Here is an 18732-nt window from a genome sequence, read left to right as displayed (position 1 = left end):
AGTCGCGGGATGACGGACGATCTGCTTCACTGGGCCGATGACGCGGCAGACAGCGACGCACAGGCGGCCGCCGGCCTGTCTCCTCCCTGGAAAGTGCTGGTCATCGACGACGACCCGGAGGTGCATACCGTCACCCGCTTCTCGCTGCAGGACTTGCGGGTCTTCGGGCGGTCACTGTACCTGCTGCACGCCGGCAGTGCGGCGGCGGCGCGGAGCCTGTTGCGCGGCAACCTCGACGTTGCCGTGGTCCTGCTCGACGTGGTGATGGAGACGGCGCAGGCAGGTCTCGAACTGGTTGGTTTCATTCGCGATGAACTCGGCCTCGCCGAGTGCCGGCTGATCCTGCGTACCGGTGAGCCGGGCTACGCGCCGGAACTGACGGTCATTCAGGAATACGACATCAATGACTATCGCACCAAGGGGGAGCTGACGCACACCCGGCTGATCACGACCGTCAGTTCGGCGTTGCGCTCGTACCAGCAACTGCACGCCCTCGCCGAGCATCGGCGTGGTCTCGAGCTGATCGTGCGGGCGGCGGCCGACCTGATGCAGGAACACGCCATCGCCAACCTGGCCGAAGGCGTCCTGACCCAACTCGCGGCGCTGCTCCGGTTGCCCGTGGATGGGATCGTCTGCAGCCAGAAGGGCTCGCCGCTCGGTGACGACCGTGAGCGCTGCTACGTCGTCGGCGCCACCGGACGCCATGCGGGTTACATCGCACAGCCACTGGAGACGCTTGCCGACCAGCGCATCGTTGCCGCCATCATGAGCAGTGTGGCGCGTCGCAGACACCTGTTCGGACCGGATCATGCCGTCCTCTACCTGCAGGCGGCGCCGAGCCAGGAAGCGGCCATCTTCCTCGAGGGGGGGCAGATGTTGGAGACGATCGACCGCACACTGCTCGACGTCTTCGTCGCCAACATTGCTGCCTGTTTCCGCAATGTCAGGCTGGTGGAACGTCTGCTGCGGGCGCAGGAGGAGATCGAGGCTCAGCGCTCCTTTCTCCGCAGCGTCATCGACGCCAGCCCGCACTTCATCTTCGTCGTCGATCGTGAGGGCCGGATTCGCCTGGCAAACCACAGCCTGGCCAGGCGTTTCCGTCAGACGCCCGAGCAGATGGTCGGCCGTGCGCAGGCTGACTTCGTCAGCAATCCACAGTTGCTGCAGGCTCTGCGCAGCGATGATGAGGCGATTGCCGCTTGCCGGCAGGAACGTATCGAGCGTGAAGTCAGTTTCATCGGCCGCAGTGGCGAGGAGCGCTGGTTCCACACCATCAAGGTGCCGCTGAAGGATGCCAGCGGGGCAGTCGACCAGCTCATTGGCGTCAGTATCGACGTGACCGATCGCAAGCGCGCGGAACGGCGGCTCCTCGAGGCCAAGGAGCGGGTGCAGGTGACCCTGGATTCGATCGGTGACGCGGTCATCACGACGGACGCTTTGGGCAGCATTGACTACATGAACCCGGTGGCCGAGACCCTGACCGGCTGGACGGCGGCCGAGGCACGGGGCCGGTCGGCGGGCGAGGTGTTTCGCATCGTGCACGAGGAAACACGGGCGCCGGTCAGGGATCCGATCCAGCGTTGCCTGCAGGACAAGAGAATCGTCTCGTTGCCGGCTCATTGCGTGCTGCTGGCGAGGGATGGCCGGGAGTACGACATCAACGACTCGGCAGCGCCGATCCATCGCGGCGATGGCGGGCTGCAGGGCGTCGTCCTGGTCTTTCACAATGTCACCGAGACCCGCCAACTGGCTCGCCAACTGGCCCATGATGCCACCCATGACGCGCTGACGGGACTGATCAACCGGGCAGAGTTCGAGCGGCGACTCGAGCGTGCAGTCTCTTCGGCGCAGCGCGAGAGTGCCCGGCACGTTCTGTGCTATATCGATCTCGACCAGTTCAAGGTGGTCAATGACACGGCCGGGCATGCCGCCGGCGACGAGTTGCTCAAGCAGATCAACGCCCTGCTCGCCGGTACCTTCCGCGAAAGCGACACGCTGGCGCGGATCGGTGGCGATGAGTTTGCCCTGTTGCAGGAAAACTGTCCGCTGGAGCGCGGTCACGCCGTCGCCCAGGCGGTGCTGCGAACGATTCGCCAGCACAGTTTCAGTTGGGAGGGGCGGAGTTACCAGGTTGGCGCCAGCATCGGGCTGGTGGCGATCACTGCCGAGACCCTGGATACCGCGGAACTGCTGACGCGTGCCGACGTGGCCTGCTACACCGCCAAGGAACTCGGCCGGAACCGCGTGCATGTCTATCGGCCGACCGACACCGAAACCGTGCAGCGCCACAGCGAACTGCTGGGCGCGGCCGGTCTGCGGGACGCTCTCGAGCGCGGCCTGTTCCGCCTGCATTACCAGCCGATCGTCGGGCTGGCCGGCCCCGAGTTCCGCATCGTGCGCTACGAGGCGTTGCTTCGTGTCGTACATGAGGCCGGTCCGGCGAGGAAGGGTGAACTCGTGCTGCCGGCGGCATTCATTCCGGCGGCCGAGCGCTTCGGGCTCATGGGTGCGATCGACCGCTGGGTGATCAGGCGGGCATTTCAGGAGTATGCGCAGGGGATCGGCATGACGGGAGCGACGCTGGCGATCAACCTGTCTGGCAATTCCTTGAGCGACGAGAGCCTGTTGCATTTCATCGAAACCCAGCTCGCCGAATTCTCATTCCCGGCGGAGCGGGCCTGTTTCGAGATTACCGAGACGGCAGCGATCCAGAACCTGCGGCCCGCACTGGGCGTCATGGCCGCACTGAAGCGTCATGGTTGCCAGCTGGCGCTCGATGACTTCGGCAGTGGGCTGTCTTCCTTCCATTACCTGAAGACACTGCCCGTCGACTTTCTCAAGATCGACGGCAGCTTCGTCAAGGACATGTGCTCGAGCGCGCACGATGAAGCTCTCGTTGCGGCGATCAACCAGATGAGCCACGCGCTCGGTTTGCGGACGGTCGCCGAGTACGTCGAGAGCCGCGCGATCGTCGACCGTCTGTGCGAACTCGGCGTCGACTATGCTCAGGGGTATTTCTTCGGCAAGCCGGCTCCTTGGGGAGAGGGAGCCGGCTGAGAGCGTGGGCAGAATTTCAGCGCGTGTTCGCCAGCGCCGCGATCCGTTCCTCGATCGGCGGATGGCTGGAGAACAGCGCCGCCCAGCCTGGGCGATCGGTGATGCCGGCGGTCGCGATGTTCTGTGGCAGGTCGCCCGATGCGACGCCGCCGAGGCGGCGCAGCGCCGCCATCATCGGTTGCGGCGTGCCCATCAGTTGGGCGGCGCCGGCGTCGGCACGGAACTCGCGCTGACGCGAGAAGTACATGACGATGATGCTCGCCAGGATGCCGAAGACGATGTCGCAGACGACGACCGTGATGGTGTAGCCAATCCCCGGCCCGCTGTCCTCGCCGCTTCCCCGGCGCAGGAACGAATCTACCAGCCAGCCCACGACGCGGGCAATGAAGATGACGAACGTGTTGACCACGCCCTGGATCAAGGTCAGCGTCACCATGTCGCCATTGGCGATGTGCGCCACTTCGTGCGCAATCACCGCCTCCGCTTCCTCGCGTGTCATGCTTTGCAGCAGGCCGGTGGACACGGCGACCAGCGAGCTGCTGCGACTGGCACCGGTGGCGAACGCATTCGGCTCACCCTCGTAGATCGCCACCTCCGGCATCGGCAGGCCGGCCCTGTCGGCGAAGCGGCGTACCGTCTCGACCAGCCAGAACTCGGTTGAGTTGCCAGGTGTTTCGATGACCTGGGCTCCGGTGCTCCACTTGGCGATCGTCTTCGACATCAGCAGCGAGATGAAGGCGCCGCCAAAGCCCATGATGAGGGCGAACAGGAGCAGTTTGCCCAAGTCGAGGCCGCTGGCGGCGAAGAACCGGTTGGCACCCGTCAGCGTGCTGACGATTCCCAGGACGAGCATGATGGCGAGGTTGGTGGCGACGAGCAGAACGATTCGTTTCATGATTCAATCCTCCGAGGACAAGGCTGCTGTGGTGGCGGCGTGGATGAAACAGGGCGCCCCGCGACAGGCCCGACAATACAGGCAAATGGTGACAACGGCGCCTTCTTCAAGAGGGAGCGACGATCGCCGCGCCACGCGGCGCATGCCGCTGCCCGAGGTTGCCCGCCTCTGCGTTGGCCGCGTGGTCACTGTCCTGCCGTGGCCGTCGCGGTCGCACTTCTGCCCGACGCCGGCCGCAACTCGTCGTCCGGACCGTGCTGGCGAGCCTGCGCATGGCGGTTTTCCCTTTGCCGCGCGAGCCGCCGCGCGAGCGTCCGCCCGGCACGGTCGGCCACCCGGTCGATCGCCGTTGCCAGGTCGGCCTGCGTGTCCTCGACAATCATCTCCGACGTGCCCGATAGCGCGCAACGCAGACGACAGCACTTGTCCGCGCCGCCACGTGGGCCATTGAGATCAGAGAGGACGATGGACACCCGGCCGACGTGCTGCTGAGCCCAGCCGAGGGCGAAGTGCAGGCGCCGCTGTACGTGCTCGCGCAGCCCGGCGTCGACATCGATGTCCTTGGCGTGAATCGTGATCTGCATGGCCGTGCTCCTGTGGGGTTGTCTCGAGGCAGCAGTCTAGGATAGTCGAGGGACATCTGAAAAATCGAATATACTTGTTCGACACTTCCGTTTTTCTGGCATGGTGGCGCTGATGGCAGCACTCAATTTCAAACACCTGCGTTACTTCTGGATGGTTGCGAAGTCGGGAACGATTGCGCGCGCCTGCGAGCAACTGCACCTGACGCCGCAGGCGATCAGCGGTCAGCTGCGGGAACTCGAGGAAGCACTTGGCGTCGAGTTGTTTCGTCGCGCCGGACGCGGTCTCGAGCTGACCGATGTCGGCCGCCGCATCCTGAGTTACGCCGAGGAGATCTTCGCCCTTGGCGACGAACTGCTCGATGTGGCGCGCGACCAGACCAGCCGCAAGAGCCTGCCTTTCGTCGTCGGCATCGCCGATTCGGTTCCCAAATCGGTTGCCCATCGGGTCGTGGCGCCGGCGCTGCAGTTGCCGGAAGCGGTCCGGCTGGTCTGTCGTGAAGGTCGCCTGACGACGCTGCTCGGTGATCTTGCCGTGCATCGACTCGACATGGTGATCGCCGATCGGCCGCTGCCAAGCAATCTCAACGTGCGCGGCTACAGCCATCTGCTTGGCGAAAGCGACCTGACGGTCTTCGGCGCCGCCGGTCTGGTCCAGACCCTGTCCGGCGAGTTCCCGGCGTTGCTTGCGGACGCGCCCTTCCTGATGCCGGGCGACGACGTCGCCATCCGGCCGCGGCTCGAGCAGTGGCTGCAGGCCAAGCGGCTGCAGCCGCGTATCATCGGCGAGTTCGACGACAATGCCCTGCTGCAGGCGTTCGGCCGCGCCGGGGCCGGCCTGTTCGTGGCGCCGACGGCGATTGCTGACGACGTCGTCGACCAATATCGGGTTGTTCGCGTCGGCCGTCTCGAGGCCGTCAGCGAGCAACTGTTCGCCATCACCAGCGAGCGTCGCCTCAGCCATCCAGCCATCGTCGCCATCAGCCAGACCGCGCGCGACGAGGTCTTCGGAACGACGAGGAATGCCGGCGCGGCAGCGGGCGGCGAAGCGGCCGCTGCCGCGATCCGGCAGCGGCGGCGGTCGCGCTTGCCGAAAGTTGCCACCTGATCTGGCAATGCTTCGTATTTCTGGATGTATTGATACCAATAATTCTGCTTTTTTATTGACAACCGAGCCCCTATCTTTGTCGCTCGTTCCCCACACAACACAGGAGACATCGATGAAAACCCTTTCCCTGCTGACCGCCGTCTTGGCGTTCGGCCTGACTCTGGCGGTTGGTGATGCCGAAGCCAAGCGCTTGGGCAGCGGCAAGTCTTCCGGCATGCAGCGCGAATCGGTGACCGCCGATCGTCCGGCGTCGCCGGCGATGGCGCCCGCGGCGGCGAAAGCGCCAGCAGCCGCAGCGGCGCCGCAGGCGGCGCCGAAGCGTTCGTGGATGGGACCGCTCGCCGGCCTTGCAGCCGGCCTTGGCCTGGCGGCTCTCGCTTCGCACTTCGGTTTCGGCGAGGAACTCGCTTCGCTGCTGCTCATCGGCTTGCTGGTGATGGCGGTGATGGTGGTCGTCGGCCTGATCATGCGCCGCCGCGCCGCGGCACAGGCCGGGTCGGGCAACCTGCAGTATGCTGCAGCCGGGGTCGACCACTCCGGCAGCCGGCCGGGCTTCGATGCGCCGGCAATGCCACCGTCGGCCAGCGGACCGGCTGCGCCGGCCCTTGCTCCGGTCGCTGCTGCGGCGCATTCGGGGAGCATCCCGTCCGACTTCGACACCGCTGCCTTCGAACGCAACGCGAAGGTGAACTTCATTCGCCTGCAGGCGGCCAACGACGCCGGCAACCTCGATGACATCCGCGAGTTCACCACGCCGGAGATGTTCGCCGAGATCAGCATGAGCTTCAAGGAGCGTGGCGCGGCGACCCAGGAAACCGACGTCGTCAGCATCGAAGCGACGGTTCTCGACGTTGCCGAGGAAGCGGCGCGCTATGTTGTCAGCGTGCGCTTCAACGGCCTCATTCGTGAACAGCCCAACGCGGCGGCCGAGCCCTTCGACGAGATCTGGCACATGGTCAAGCCACGCGCAGGACGTGGCGGCTGGACTCTGGCTGGTATCCAGCAGATCCAGTAGGCGGCGCACATTCCTTCCCTCTGCGGGCGGCGACTGGCTGCCCGCGGTCTGTGCCCCTGCCTGGCCTGGCCTGGCCCGGCGCGGCAGGGGCTTGTTCCTCGTCTCGCGCGCGCAGCCTGCCGCTAACATCGTTGCGCCCGCACGGCGAACCAAAGGCCGAGGGCGAGGATGGCGAGCGACAGCGTCGCGACGACGCCACCCCAGAACCAGTAGGGCAGCCACAGGGCCTGCGCCATGATCGCCGTGTCGGAAGCATGCCGCAGGCCGCCGATGCTGGCGCTGGCGGAGAACATGTAGTCGACGTCCTGCAACCAGCTCAGGCAGAGGACGGCGGCGGTCAGGCGCAGGACGAAGATCGCGCCGCGCTCGTTCAGCCACACAGCCGCGAGGACGAAGAACAGCGCTGCGCACAGGAGAAAGGCGATGCCGAACAGGTTGCGCGTCCACATCGCGACGACCAGGACCAGACTCCCGCCGATGAGGCCCAGCAGCATGCGTGCCAGGCGTGGCCAGCGGCTGAGGACCAGCAACAGGCTGCCGGCGATGCTCGGTGCCAGCAGGCCACCAGCGGCGATCAGCGCGCTGCCGAGTCGTCCGGGCGTTCCCCGCCAGAGCGCCAGGCCGGCGCCGTCGGCATGCAGCACGAAGCTTTCGAAGTGGGCGCCGAGCAGCAGGGCGGTGACGCCGTGGCCGAGTTCGTGGGCACAGGTGGCGAGCAGTGACAACGGGTAGAGTAGTGTCCGGCCGTGCGGCAACTGCCAGATGATGGCGATCAGCAGCAGCACCCCGAGCAGCGAACGCAGGGGTTGCCGGGTTTCCGGCACGCGTCGGCTGGTCGCCGGATCGAAGGGGGGGGCAGTCATCCCGGTGCAAATCCTTGCATTGCCTTGTCTGTTGTCTGCTTCGTATAATCCTCGACTCCGCCCGGTCAGTCGACGGGTGCTCACAGTGGGAGTCGGCATGAAGGGTATCCTGAATCTCTTGGCGAAGGCAAAGCTGGTCGAGCTTTCCGACGACGAGCGGCTGGCGGTACCTGCGTCGCCCGCGGAGCCGGAGGTGGCTCCTGTGGCGCCGGCAGCGCAAGCGGCCGCGGTCGCCACTGCTGCGCTGCCGGCCGAGTCCGAACTGCCGTCGCTGGCCGAGGCCTGCGGTGAAGTCGAGGGCCTGTCGTTTGCCGACATCTTTGCCGCCGCGGCCGTGCCGCCCTCGCCGTACCCGGCTGAGAAGCTGCTGCGCCTGCTCGACGGCCTGCGCGCCATGGATGCGGTGACGCGCAGGGCGGCCGTGCTGGCGATGGACGCCGCCGACGACAACTGGCAGATCGACGATTGTCTGCGCGATGCCGAACTGAAGATCGCCGCGCTCGAGGAGCACAAGAGCAGGCTGGCGGCGCAGATGGAGAGCCGCGAGCGGCAGTCGGCCGAGATCGTCGATCAGATCAGGCTGACGCTCGACGAGGCGACGGCAGCGATCCGCCAGCAGATCTCCGAGCTCGAGCAGTTGCGTGAACGCGAGGTGACGCGCGCCGCGCAGGAGACCACCAGCGTCGAAGCCGGCCTGCGTGCAGCGCGCGAGTCGGTGGCGCGCGAAACGCGGCGCATCGACGGCGAAATCGAACGTCTGCGCGAGATCCCAAACAGTTTCAGGCCGCCGGCCGCCGGCCATTGAGAGTCGGTCAAGGAGAAGACAGATGGCACAACTGACCCCGCTGGCCAAGGGGCTGATCACGGTGATCGTCATCGGCGTCGCCGGCTCGCTGGCCTGGAACTTCGGCCTCAAGGAACGCTTTGCCGGCGGCGGCGAGACTGCCGCCGGCAAGCCCGCTGTCGTCGGCGCAGCGTCCGAGGCGGCGCCGAAGCCCCGCGCCGAAGCGCCGGCGAAGGCCGCCGCTCCCGCCGACGATCGCAACGCACCGCTCGGCAGCGCCGGCAATCCGCTCAAGGTCAGCCTTGTCAGCTTCCACGGCTACGCGCCGGCGCTGGTCGCCAACGGCAACGCGCTGACGACGCAGCCCGGGTCGATCTACGGCAAGCTCGGGGTGAATGTGCGCTTCGTCATTCAGGACGACATCCCGACCCTGGCGACGATCTTCGAATCGGGTGCGGCGCAGTGCGCCTGGCGGACATCCGACTTCTGGGCGCAGGAGCAGCCCAACCTGCGCAATGCCGGTCTCGATGGCCGGGCGGTGATGATCGTCGACAATACGCAGGGTGGTGATGCCGTCATCGCCCGTGATCCCGCGGTGAAGGCGGTCGAGGATCTGGCCGGGCGGACGGTGGCGCTGCTGCAATTCACTCCCTCGCACGGCATGCTCATCGACGCCATCGACAACTCGTCGCTGACCGCGCGCCGCAAGGACAGCGTCAAGATGGTCTTCATCAACGCCGAGGAAGGCACTGCCGGCGTCCGCGCCGCGCTCGAATCCGGCGCGGTCGACGCGGCGGTCCTCTGGGATCCGGATCTCGCGCTCGCGATGCGCAACGTCAAGGGGGCGCACGTCGTCTATTCGACGAAGACGGCGACCAACCTGATCTTCGACGTCATGGTCTGCGACTCGCGGCTGCTGGCCAAGCCGGAAGGGCAGGCGGTGGTGCAGAAGTTCGTCGCGGGCTGGATGGACGGGGTGCTGGCAGCGCGTGCCAATCCCGACAATGCAGTCGAGGCGCTGGTGCGGACGCAGGAGTTCTTCAAGCTGCTGGCGGACAAGGAAGGCAAGCCGTTCGTCAGGAGCCTGTTCGCCAACCTGGTGTGGACCGGTGTCGAGGACAATGCCCGCATCCTCGGACTGGCCGGCGGCACCAACCACTACGAGCGGGTCTACAAGCGTTTCGACGAGATCTACCGCAAGGCGGGGGCGCTGGCGAATCCCAAGTCGCCGGTGATCGCGCCGCAGGACAGCTTCGACTATCGCTTCATCAAGGCGCTGCTGACCGACAACAAGGCGGCGGTGGAGGCGGCGGCAAAGCCGCAGGAGACCTTCACCCAGTCGGCGCTTACCGAGGCGACGCAGAAGCAGGCGATGGTCACCAAGCCGGTGACAGTAGGTTTTGCCTCGGGCAGTGCGGAACTGACGAAGCGCGCGCAGAAGACGGTCGACAGCGAGATGGTGCCGTTCATCGAGAACAACGGCAAGGCTTACTTCGAGGTCAGTGGCAATTCGGATTCGACCGGGGCTCGCGAGACCAACCTGCGCCTCTCGGCGGCGCGCGCGCGGGCCGTCGTCGATTACCTGGTGACGCAATGGGAGTTTCCGCGTGAGCGTTTCAAGATCGTCGGCTATGGTTCCGATCGGCCATTGTGTGTTGAAGCCAGCGCCGCCGCCGAGGGACTGACGATCGAGGATTGCCGGGCCCTCAACCGGACAACGCGGGTGGCCGTGTACGGCGGCCGCTGACGGCGCACAAGCGGCGATCACCGGCGGATGAGCGAGTTCTGGAACCCCTACGCGGCACTGGGCGGCCGGCAGCGGCGCCTGCTGGGAGTCGCCGCGGTCGCCTCACTGCTGCTGGTGTGGAGCCTGCTGGCGGTTTCCGGGCTGGTCAGTGCGACCAAGCTGCCGGCGCCCTGGGATGTGCTCGCTGCGCTGGCGTACCTGAGCTGGCATGAAGGGCAGAGCATGCTGCTCACCGCGACGCTCTGGTCGGTCGGTCGCCTGCTCGTTGCCGGCGCGCTGGTGATCGCCATCGGCATTCCCGTCGGCATAGCCATGGGCGCCGCGCCAAGGGTCAACGCGGTCCTCTCGCCACTGGTCGACCCCTTCCGATCGGCGCCGGTGGTGGCGCTGCTGCCGATCCTCGTGATGTGGCTGGGAATCGGCGAGACGATGAAGATCGCCTTCCTGTTCATCGGCGCCGTCGTGTACCTGATTCCGATGGTCCGTGACGCCATCCAGGCAGTACCTCAGAGCTACTGGATCGGCGCGCGCGACCTCGGCGCGACGCCGTGGGAGTGCGTGCAGCGTGCCGTCATCCCGATGGCCATGCCGCGCATCGCCGACGCCGTGATCGTTGGTTTCTCGGTGATGTGGACCTACATCACCGTCGCCGAGTACGTCAACGCGCGCCAGGGCCTCGGTCAACTGATCCAGAATGCGCGGCGCTTCAGCGCCTGGGATCAGGTGTTTGCCGGCATCATGGTGATCATTGCCCTGGCGCTGGCGACGTACCAGTTCATGGTCTGGCTGAAGCGCAGGTTGTATCCGTGGGAGACCGAGCAGTGAGCGTGGCGCAGCCGCAGGCAGCGACCGCAGCGCCGGCAGCGAAGCCGCCGTCGGTCGTCCTCGAGGACATCGTCCAGGAATACCCGTTGCCGGGGGGCGGCTGCACGCGCGTCATCGACCGCGTTTCGCTGCGCTTCGATCAGCCGGGAATCAACATGCTGCTTGGTCCCTCGGGCTGCGGCAAGAGTACCCTGCTGCACATGCTCGGCGGCGTCCGTCCGGTCGGTGTCGTTTCGCCGAGTGGCGGCCGGGTGCTGATCGACGGCGTCGAATGCCAAGGCCCGCACGACGACGCGGTGATGGTCTTCCAGCGCTATGCCAACCGCCCGGACCTGACGGTATTCGAAAACGTCGCCTTTCCCTTCCGGCTCCGGCTCTGGCGCGAGCGCGTTGCCGAAGCGGAGTGGCGGCAGCGGGTCGAGGACATCCTCAAGGCGGTCGGGCTGTCGGACAAGCGCGGCTTGCGTCCGGCGCAACTCTCCGGTGGCCAGAACCAGCGCGTCGCGCTCGCGCGTGCCCTCGTCCTGCGTCCGCGCATCCTGTTGATGGACGAGCCCTTCGGCGCCCTCGACGCGCAGACGCGCGACGAGATGCAGCGGCTGTTGATCGAACTGCATCGTTCCTGGCCCTGTCTGGTGGTCTTCGTCACGCACGATGTCACCGAGGCGCTGGTTCTTGGCGATCGTGTGATCGTCCTCGGCACGCAGCCGGCGCGTGTCGCCGACGATTTTCAGATCAGCGAGCCGCGGCCGCGGTCGGCAGCTTGGCAACGTGCACGCGAGACGCTCGCGCTCGAGGAACGCATTCTCGACCAGTTGCACCAGGCGAGTCCGGGCAAGGGCCAGATCAGGGTGACCGTCTAGCGATGGCCGACGGCAAGCCCTCCTACGTCCGGGAGGTCCTGACCAGTCAGACCAACCTCTATGCCTTCCTCGGGTCGCTGGCGCTCGGTGCCGTTCTCTCGATTCCCTTCGGTTTCGGTGTCGGCGCCATCCCGCTAATCGCCTTCGCCGCGGGCGACATCCTGGCAGCGCTGCACATCCCCTCGCTGCCGACCTTTCGCGAGAGGGTGGACCGGCGCTGGCGGGCGAAACTGCGGCAGGCGTCGCGGGCGCAGTTGATCGACGAGATCCAGAAGCGCGCCGGCAAGCGTGCGCTACCGGCGGCGACCCTGCGCACCTATCAGCGCATGTACGAACGCGTGCAGTCGCTCTACCAGCGTGCCGAGAGCGGGCAGGGGCGCCTTGCCTGGCGCGATGTCGAGCAACTCGACGACGTCACCCTCGAATACCTGGCGATGTGGCTGGCCCTGCTGGTGATGGACGATCGCGCCGAGTCCGTCAACCCGCGCGAGATCGAGGCCAGACTGGCGGCCGTCGACAGGGAGCTGGCGGCGCCGCGCAGCGGCACCGACCTGCGGCAGCTGCAAAAGGCACGTGCCGACTACGCGGCGGTCATCGAGCGCCACAACCGCATGCAGAGCCGACGGCGGGCGCTGGAAGCGGCGATGCTGTCGATGCCCGACCAGGTCGACGAGATCTACCAGACGATCATGACCCTGCCGGTGACCGAAGAGGTCGGCGTCCGACTCGAGGAGGCGATCGGCAGGCTGCGTCTGCAGGAAGACATCGAGGCCGACCTGGCGAGCGACCTTGCCGACGCGGTGCCCGGGGTGACGATGCCGCAACCGGCAGCCGAGGCCGCCCGGCAGCGGCGACTGGTCGCTGTCGGCGGCGGGCGGCGCGGCGCTTAGGGCCGCCTGGCCGACGCGAATGCAGAGCAGGCGGAGAAACACCCGGTAACCCATGTCTGGCCGCGAGTGCGGCTGTAGAAAGGAAGAAGGCGATGGCTGACATCAATTTTCTGGGACGACTGTCCAACCTCTGGTCTGGCTTCGTCTCGCTGTGGATCACCGATGTCGAAAAGCGGCATCCGGAGATTGCCTACCAGAACGCCATCGACTCGATGATCGAGAAGTATGGCAAGCTGAAGAGCGCGACGGCGGCGATCATGCGCCGGCGCGAGGAGATCGCGTCGCGACTCGAAAGCGAACGCGGCGAACTGGCGGCGATCTCGGCCGACCTCAACGCCGCCCTCGCCACTGGCCAGGACGAACTCGGGATCGTCCTCATCCAGAAGAAGAACGCGCTGGAAGCGAGCGTCAAGACGCTCGAGCAGGAAATGGAACAGGCGCGCAATGACGCGCAGGAGGCAAAGGATTCGCTGCTCGGTGTCAAGTCCGAGATCCAGAAGCTGAAGGACGAGAAGGACCGCATGCTGGCGCAGATGCAGAGTGCGCAGGCCCGCCTGAAAATCCAGAACCAGCTCGAAGGCCTGTCGGTCGATGCGGAAGTGCGGGCGCTCGACAATGTCCGCGAGCACATCAAGAACACCGTCGCCGAGGCCAGGATGGGCAGCGAGCTGCGCGACTCCGACCTCGACGTCAAGCTGGCACGGCTGCGCCAGAGCAGCGGCGCGATCACCGCCCGGCAGCAACTCGAGGAGATGAAGCGGGCGCGCGCGGCGCAGGGTGAGACAGCCGGCAAGAGCATGTGATGATCGCCGCAGCCGGAGTGCGCAGGTGAGCGGCGACAGCGCCGGCCGGCCGCCGCTGCCGTTGTGGGCGGATGCGCTGCGCCAGAAGTACCTCGCTGGCGAGGCGGCGGTGTTCGTCCTCTACCGCAACGTCTTCGATCGCTACCGGGCGGGCGACGGCTATCGCACGCTGCAGCCCTTCCTCAGCGAGGTGCTGCTGCGCGACAACAAGCAGAACATCTTCGAACTCAGCATCGACCGGGGTGTGCGGGTCATCCAGGGTGGCAGCGCCGGCGAGCGCGCCGAGCTCTACCGGCATCTCGAAGGCAAGGGGCTGAGCGGCATCTTCGAGTCGCTCGAACGGCAGATGCGTGGGCAGCGATCGAGCGCCCTGCTGATCCCCTACGCCGGGACGATCTTCCCGGCCGCCGAACTGCATTTTCTCTCGCTCGACGAACGCGGCGCGTTCACTGCGCTGCACCGTTGGTCGCTGGACGCGGAGTTCGCCGACCGCGACAACGTTGTCATCCTGGTCAGCGAATCGCTGGCCGACCTCAGCCCGGCGTTGCTCACCAATCCACGCGTCGTTGCCATCGAGCTGCCGATGCCCGACCATGCCGGCCGGCTGGCGGCGATCCGCCATTACGCGCCGGCGATGCCGCCGGCCGAGGCCGCGGAACTGGCGGGCCAGACCGCCGGCCTGCGCCTGATCCAGCTTGCCAGCATCGTCGCCAGCGAGGCGCCGCAGGGGATGAGTCACGGGCAGCGGCGGACGCTCATCGCCGGACTCCTGCAGGGCAGCCCACAGGCCGACGAGCGCGCCGAAAAGCTGGCAGCGATCACTGCCGGCATGACGCCGGCCGAGATTCGCCAGATCGTCGACCCGACGCGCACACTGCCAGCGGCTGACGACCCGGCCGCCGAGGTGCTGGCGGTGGTCCGCCAGCGCAAGCGCGAGTTGATCGAGAAGGAATGCGCCGGCCTGATCGAGTTCATCGAGCCGCGGCACGGGCTCGAAACGGTTGGCGGCAACGAGCACATCAAGGGCGAACTGCTCGACATCGCGCGTCTGATCCAGAGCGGCGACCGCACGCGGGCGCCGATGGGACTGCTGGCGGTGGGTCCGATGGGTGCCGGCAAGACCTTCGTCATCAAGGCCTTTCTCAAGGAGGCAGGGCTGTCAGGAGTCGCGCTGAAGAACTTCCGTTCCAAATGGGTCGGCTCGACCGAGGCCAATCTGGAGCGGGTGCTGGCGACGGTCAAGGCGATGGGTCCGATCGCGCTGGTGATCGATGAAGGTGACCGCAGCTTCGGCCGGCAGGGCGACGATGCCGACGGCGGCACGAGTTCGCGCGTCATCGCCCGTCTCAAGGAGTTCATGTCGGACCCGGAGAATCGCGGCCAGGTGCTCTTCATCCTGATGACCAACCGTCCGGACAAGCTCGACACCGACATCAAGCGTCCGGGCCGTCTCGACCGCAAGATCCCGTTCTTTTACGCCGAGAACGCCGCCGAGCGTGCGGCCGTCATCAGCGCCGTCTGTGCGCGCTACCGGGTACCGCTCGAGGTGCCAGACGACGCGCTGCTGGCTGCCTGTGAGACGCTCGAAGGCTATTCGAACGCCGATCTCGAAGCGCTCGCCCTGCTCGCCGCCGAGTTCGCCGAACGCGGCGCGCGCGTCGCCGACTTTACGCTGCCGCCGGCAGCCGCCGGCGGCGCTGCGGTGACGCCGGCGCTGCTGGCGCAGGCCAGCGAAGACTTCATGCCACCGCAGGAAACGGCGATGGTGCGTTACATGGAGATGCTGGCGGTGGCCGAGACCTCGCGTCGCTCGCTGCTGCCGCAGCGCTTCCGCTCTCTGTCGGCAGTCGAGGTGCAGGAGCGTCTCGCCGAACTGCGGCGTCAGATCCTACCCTGAAGGAGTTCACATGTTCCCCTTGCTCGCAAACGTATCCCTCGACACCGACCAGACGATCGCCGCGACACGTCTGCTGCTGCACATAGCCCATGTCGATGGCGCGCAGACCGCCGAGGAGGTGGCGCTGATCCGCTCGTTTTACGAAGGCGCCGGCGACGGCGCCACTTGGCCGGATTTCGCCGCCCTGCAGCCGGTCCGGGCCGGTGAGTTCAGCCAGACCTTCGCCGAGCCGGCACAGCGCGACCTCGTCGTCGCCTTCTGCCTCATGGTCGCCTATGCCGACGGCACCCTGAGCGCCGACGAACTGTCCGCCGTGGCTGCGGTAGCCGCCGGTATCGGCATGCCGCCGGCGCGCGTCGACGAATTGCTGGCGCTGGTCAAGGACCACATGCTGGCGCAGTTCGCCCGCCTGCCAGACGCCGCTTCGGTGGCGACGGTGGCGCGCGAACTCGGCTGAAGGCCGGGTGCCGACCCCGTCAACGGGTCGGCAGCCTCGCTCCTCGTATGGCTCTGGTGCCGGATCCCGGCGCCACGACCGCGGCCCCGCTTGACCGACACGCAGCAACGACGGATACTGGCCCGCGAAGTCGCTGGGAACTGCACCTTCCAACAACATCGAGGAGGAGACGGGCATGTACAGGGGACTGATCGTTGTCGTCACACTGTCACTGGCTGCCACCCTGTCTCCGGCGGCGCCTCCCGACGACAGGGTTGCCATTGGCGGGAGCAAGGACTACAAGTGGAACGAGAGGAACGCCGAGATGGCCGAGGCCCTCAGACTCAGGGGCGACGTCCAGGCAGGGCAGGAAGACTACAAGGCCTACTGTGAAGCCTGCCATCTGACGAATGGTCGTGGCAATCCGCACGGCAGCATTCCGCAACTGGCCGGCCAGCATCCGACGGTGGTCATCAAGCAACTTGCCGACATTCGCTCGGGGTTGCGCTCCAACCCGACGATGTATCCGTTTGCGATGAAGCTGCGCGATGCGCAGGCTATGGCGAACGTTGCGGCCTATCTCGCCACCCTGTGTGTGCCACGTGATTCTGGGAAGTACGAAGGCCCCAACGCGGCGAAGCTGGTCGCTTCCGGAAAGGTACTGTACAACCGGGAGTGCGCCCAGTGCCACCAGCCGAACGGGGACGGCGCCGCGGAGAAGTTCTACCCGGTGCTCGCCGGCCAGCATTACCGCTACCTGCTGCAGCAGATGGTCGATATTCGTGATGGCAGGCGACGCAACAGCCACCCCGACATGGTCCGGGTGATCGCCAGGTACGACGATGCGCAACTCGTTGCCATCGCCGCCTATCAGGCGATGCTGGTGACACAGCAGCGGCAATGGACGGTCCAGCCGGGCTTCTGCAAGGAAGCGGCCGAGCGACTCTGAGCACGGCGCGCCGGCAGCCCTCCGGGCTCGGCGGACGACCGTCGATCACGGCCGGCGGGCCGCAGGCACCCTGCGGCACCGATCCTGCGCCAGCGTCGATCCGGGGGAGTGCTCGCCAGCGCTCAGAGTGTCGCCGAGGCGCCGACGAGGAACAGTGCCCAGTAAAGGGCGCCAACGGCCATCCAGAAGAAATTGGCGGCGGTGAATCGGTCATTGCTCTGCCCGTCCGGATCGTGGCAACTGACGTTGATGATGACTTGCGCCTTGCGCCAGACGAAAGCCTGGAGGGCGAACAGCGGCATCAGCAACCAGACCAGTTGTGGCGGCCCGACAGACTCCGACGCCAACTTGTCCACCAGGAAGCTCAGCAGCATCAGAATCACCATGAGAGCCGCATGCCGTCCGGCATGCCAGCTCAACTTGCCTTCCTCGGCAAGCGCCTCCTTGACCAGCGCGAACAGGGAATGGACGAGGAACTTCGATCGGCGGGCGCAGATCCGCGTTCAGCCCGGCTCCTGCGGCAGCCGGTCACGGCCACCAGCAGCAGCGCCAGGACGACGACCGGCCAGTTGCCCCAGCGCACGTAGGGCGTCGCCCCGGCGTGGCCGCGGACTTCGCCCCGCAGTGCGCCGCGAGTGAACGGCGGCAGGACCGCGCGTACGCTGCCATCCACATCGACGATGGCGGTCATGCCGGTATTGGTCGCGCGCAGCATCATGCGGCCGCTTTCGAGGGCGCGCATGCGGGCGATCTGCAGGTGCTGCGCCGGTGCCAGCGAGTCGCCGAACCAGGCGACATTGGAGATGTTCACCAGCAGCGTCGCCGCCGGCAGAGAGTCGATGATCTCCTCGCCGAACACGTCCTCGTAGCAGATGTTGATCGCCACCTGCTGGCCGGCAAGCAGGAGCGGCGGCTGCCGTGGCAAGCCGGCGGTGAAGTCCGACATCGGGATGTTGGCCAGCGCCATGAACCAGGCGAAGCCGGGTGGGACGAACTCGCCGAAGGGCACCAGATGCACCTTGTCGTAACGCTGCCTGCCTGAGGCACCAAGGCTCAGGGCGCTGTTGAAGTACTTGCGGTGGCCTTCGCTGACCGCGACCCCGAGCAGCAGATCCCCGTGCTGGCGCTGCGCGAGTTCCTGCAGGGCATCGAGATACTCGACCGGCACCTGGTCAAGGAAGGCGGGCAGGGCGGTTTCGGGCAGGACGGTCAGTTGCGCCGGGTGGTCGCGCGCCAGCTGGTAGTAGATGCGCAACGACTCGGCGAAGCGCTCCGGGCGCCACTTCATCTCCTGTGCGACGTTTCCCTGCAGGAGTGCGACCGAGATCGGCTCGCCGACCGGCTGCGTCCAGCGCAGCTCGTGCAAAATCTGGCCGGCAGCGAGGATCAGGGCGATGCCGGCGATCGGCAGTGCCGGACACCAGCGCGGCCAGCCGCGCGCCGGGCAGCCGTCGATTGCCAGCCAGCGCCGCAACACCTCGCTGAGCAATGCGCCGACCAGCGCTGAAGCCAGCGACACGCCAGGAACTCCGAGCAGCGGGGCGTAGCCCGCGAGCGGACTCGGCGGCGTCTGTGCGTAGCCGGCGGTGAGCCACGGGAAGCCCGTCAGGACCCAGCCGCGCAGCCATTCTCCCAGCGTCCACAGGGCGGCAAAAAGGAGCGCGCGGCGGAGCCAGCCGGTGGCCGCGAGTCGCACGTAGAGCGCGCCGGCGAGCGCCGCGAAGACCGACAGCAGGAGGCAGAAGAGGACGGTGGCCAGCGCGGCGACGGCTGCCGGCATGCCGCCAAAGACGCTGAGGCTGACATGGATCCAGGAGACGCCGGCGAGGAACAGGCCAAAACCATGGCTGGCAGCGACCAGGGCAGCATCGCGGGCGCAGCGGCCTTCGTCGACCGTGCGGCCGAGCAGGACGAAGAGGCCACCGAGGCTCAGCCAGGCGACGATGAACCAGGCAAGCGGCGCGAACGCCGTCACCATCAGGGCGCCGAGAACGAAAGCAGCCAGGCAGCGCTGGCGCA

The 18732-nt window shown here is 66.8% G+C and carries 17 protein-coding genes; 12 read left to right on the top strand and 5 right to left on the bottom strand.

Going from position 1 to position 18732, the window contains the following annotated elements; genetic code table 11:
- The first annotated feature begins 9 nt into the window (after nucleotides 1–9).
- The gene (locus HT579_20635; GenBank protein ID QKS31119.1) at nucleotides 10–3057 is read left to right on the top strand and encodes an EAL domain-containing protein; all 3048 of its coding nucleotides are present in this window, start codon (nucleotides 10–12) and stop codon (nucleotides 3055–3057) included.
- Nucleotides 3058–3073: 16 nt separating this feature from the next.
- Here HT579_20635 and htpX read toward each other — a convergent pair whose 3' ends face one another.
- Both htpX and HT579_20625 read right to left on the bottom strand, forming a co-directional pair.
- Complete coding sequence (gene htpX, locus HT579_20630; GenBank protein ID QKS31118.1) at nucleotides 3074–3952, bottom strand: protease HtpX; 879 nt, start codon at nucleotides 3950–3952, stop codon at nucleotides 3074–3076.
- Nucleotides 3953–4137: 185 nt separating this feature from the next.
- Entirely contained in the window at nucleotides 4138–4536 is a 399-nt protein-coding gene (locus tag HT579_20625) for an HPF/RaiA family ribosome-associated protein (GenBank protein QKS31117.1), read from the bottom strand.
- A gap of 112 nt (nucleotides 4537–4648) precedes the next feature.
- Here HT579_20625 and nhaR point away from each other — a divergent pair, with 112 nt between their 5' ends.
- Both nhaR and HT579_20615 read left to right on the top strand, forming a co-directional pair.
- The gene (gene nhaR / locus HT579_20620) at nucleotides 4649–5641 is read left to right on the top strand and encodes a transcriptional activator NhaR (GenBank protein QKS31116.1); all 993 of its coding nucleotides are present in this window, start codon (nucleotides 4649–4651) and stop codon (nucleotides 5639–5641) included.
- A gap of 112 nt (nucleotides 5642–5753) precedes the next feature.
- Nucleotides 5754–6656, top strand: coding sequence for a Tim44 domain-containing protein (locus HT579_20615; protein QKS31115.1), 903 nt, complete (start codon nucleotides 5754–5756; stop codon nucleotides 6654–6656).
- A 122-nt stretch (nucleotides 6657–6778) separates the two neighbouring features.
- On the opposite strand, the gene HT579_20610 is transcribed toward HT579_20615, so the two are convergent.
- Nucleotides 6779–7519, bottom strand: coding sequence for a M50 family metallopeptidase (locus HT579_20610; protein QKS31114.1), 741 nt, complete (start codon nucleotides 7517–7519; stop codon nucleotides 6779–6781).
- A gap of 97 nt (nucleotides 7520–7616) precedes the next feature.
- Between HT579_20610 and HT579_20605 the strand changes: the two genes are divergently transcribed.
- The 9 genes from HT579_20605 (at nucleotide 7617) to HT579_20565 (ending at nucleotide 16713) form a co-directional block, all read left to right on the top strand.
- On the top strand, nucleotides 7617–8324 hold the full coding sequence (locus HT579_20605; protein QKS31113.1) for a methyl-accepting chemotaxis protein: 708 nt from the start codon (nucleotides 7617–7619) through the stop codon (nucleotides 8322–8324).
- 22 nt (nucleotides 8325–8346) lie between these two features.
- A complete protein-coding gene (locus HT579_20600) occupies nucleotides 8347–10050 on the top strand; it encodes an OmpA family protein (GenBank protein QKS31112.1) in 1704 nt (567 codons plus the stop codon).
- 27 nt (nucleotides 10051–10077) lie between these two features.
- Nucleotides 10078–10875: an ABC transporter permease gene (locus HT579_20595; GenBank protein QKS31111.1), complete on the top strand. Its 798-nt coding sequence runs from the start codon at nucleotides 10078–10080 to the stop codon at nucleotides 10873–10875.
- Nucleotides 10857–11738, top strand: coding sequence for an ATP-binding cassette domain-containing protein (locus HT579_20590; protein QKS31110.1), 882 nt, complete (start codon nucleotides 10857–10859; stop codon nucleotides 11736–11738). Before HT579_20595 ends, HT579_20590 begins: the two co-directional genes overlap by 19 nt.
- A gap of 2 nt (nucleotides 11739–11740) precedes the next feature.
- A complete protein-coding gene (locus HT579_20585) occupies nucleotides 11741–12628 on the top strand; it encodes a hypothetical protein (GenBank protein ID QKS31109.1) in 888 nt (295 codons plus the stop codon).
- Nucleotides 12629–12720: 92 nt separating this feature from the next.
- Nucleotides 12721–13431, top strand: coding sequence for a PspA/IM30 family protein (locus HT579_20580; protein QKS31108.1), 711 nt, complete (start codon nucleotides 12721–12723; stop codon nucleotides 13429–13431).
- Nucleotides 13432–13486: 55 nt separating this feature from the next.
- A complete protein-coding gene (locus tag HT579_20575) occupies nucleotides 13487–15328 on the top strand; it encodes an ATP-binding protein (GenBank protein ID QKS31742.1) in 1842 nt (613 codons plus the stop codon).
- A gap of 10 nt (nucleotides 15329–15338) precedes the next feature.
- Nucleotides 15339–15785, top strand: coding sequence for a TerB family tellurite resistance protein (locus HT579_20570; GenBank protein ID QKS31107.1), 447 nt, complete (start codon nucleotides 15339–15341; stop codon nucleotides 15783–15785).
- Nucleotides 15786–15960: 175 nt separating this feature from the next.
- Nucleotides 15961–16713, top strand: coding sequence for a c-type cytochrome (locus HT579_20565; protein ID QKS31106.1), 753 nt, complete (start codon nucleotides 15961–15963; stop codon nucleotides 16711–16713).
- A 122-nt stretch (nucleotides 16714–16835) separates the two neighbouring features.
- Here the strand turns inward: HT579_20565 and HT579_20560 are convergent, their stop codons facing one another.
- Together HT579_20560 and lnt are read right to left on the bottom strand one after the other, a co-directional pair.
- Nucleotides 16836–17132 (bottom strand): hypothetical protein, encoded by a 297-nt coding sequence (locus tag HT579_20560; protein QKS31105.1) that lies wholly within the window; start codon nucleotides 17130–17132, stop codon nucleotides 16836–16838.
- Nucleotides 17129–18691, bottom strand: a complete 1563-nt coding sequence (gene lnt, locus HT579_20555) for an apolipoprotein N-acyltransferase (protein QKS31104.1) — start codon at nucleotides 18689–18691, stop codon at nucleotides 17129–17131. The genes HT579_20560 and lnt overlap by 4 nt, the downstream gene beginning before the upstream one ends.
- Between the last annotated feature and the right edge of the window lie 41 nt (nucleotides 18692–18732).

The organism is Candidatus Accumulibacter similis, assembly GCA_013347225.1.
Lineage (GTDB): Bacteria > Pseudomonadota > Gammaproteobacteria > Burkholderiales > Rhodocyclaceae > Accumulibacter > Accumulibacter similis.
Note: the sequence above shows the minus strand (reverse complement) of the source record. Positions and strands in the feature narration are given on the sequence as shown.

What these genes read in the sequence shown, in the direction of transcription:
- HT579_20605 (QKS31113.1), top strand. Translation starts at nt 7,617, where the DNA reads ATGAAGGGTATCCTGAATCTCTTGGCGAAGGCAAAGCTGGTCGAGCTT.
- lnt (QKS31104.1), bottom strand. Translation starts at nt 18,691, where the DNA reads ATGGTGACGGCGTTCGCGCCGCTTGCCTGGTTCATCGTCGCCTGGCTG.
- HT579_20580 (QKS31108.1), top strand. Translation starts at nt 12,721, where the DNA reads ATGGCTGACATCAATTTTCTGGGACGACTGTCCAACCTCTGGTCTGGC.
- HT579_20595 (QKS31111.1), top strand. Translation starts at nt 10,078, where the DNA reads ATGAGCGAGTTCTGGAACCCCTACGCGGCACTGGGCGGCCGGCAGCGG.
- HT579_20565 (QKS31106.1), top strand. Translation starts at nt 15,961, where the DNA reads ATGTACAGGGGACTGATCGTTGTCGTCACACTGTCACTGGCTGCCACC.
- HT579_20570 (QKS31107.1), top strand. Translation starts at nt 15,339, where the DNA reads ATGTTCCCCTTGCTCGCAAACGTATCCCTCGACACCGACCAGACGATC.
- nhaR (QKS31116.1), top strand. Translation starts at nt 4,649, where the DNA reads ATGGCAGCACTCAATTTCAAACACCTGCGTTACTTCTGGATGGTTGCG.
- HT579_20615 (QKS31115.1), top strand. Translation starts at nt 5,754, where the DNA reads ATGAAAACCCTTTCCCTGCTGACCGCCGTCTTGGCGTTCGGCCTGACT.
- HT579_20625 (QKS31117.1), bottom strand. Translation starts at nt 4,536, where the DNA reads ATGCAGATCACGATTCACGCCAAGGACATCGATGTCGACGCCGGGCTG.
- HT579_20610 (QKS31114.1), bottom strand. Translation starts at nt 7,519, where the DNA reads ATGACTGCCCCCCCCTTCGATCCGGCGACCAGCCGACGCGTGCCGGAA.
- HT579_20635 (QKS31119.1), top strand. Translation starts at nt 10, where the DNA reads ATGACGGACGATCTGCTTCACTGGGCCGATGACGCGGCAGACAGCGAC.
- HT579_20600 (QKS31112.1), top strand. Translation starts at nt 8,347, where the DNA reads ATGGCACAACTGACCCCGCTGGCCAAGGGGCTGATCACGGTGATCGTC.
- HT579_20585 (QKS31109.1), top strand. Translation starts at nt 11,741, where the DNA reads ATGGCCGACGGCAAGCCCTCCTACGTCCGGGAGGTCCTGACCAGTCAG.
- htpX (QKS31118.1), bottom strand. Translation starts at nt 3,952, where the DNA reads ATGAAACGAATCGTTCTGCTCGTCGCCACCAACCTCGCCATCATGCTC.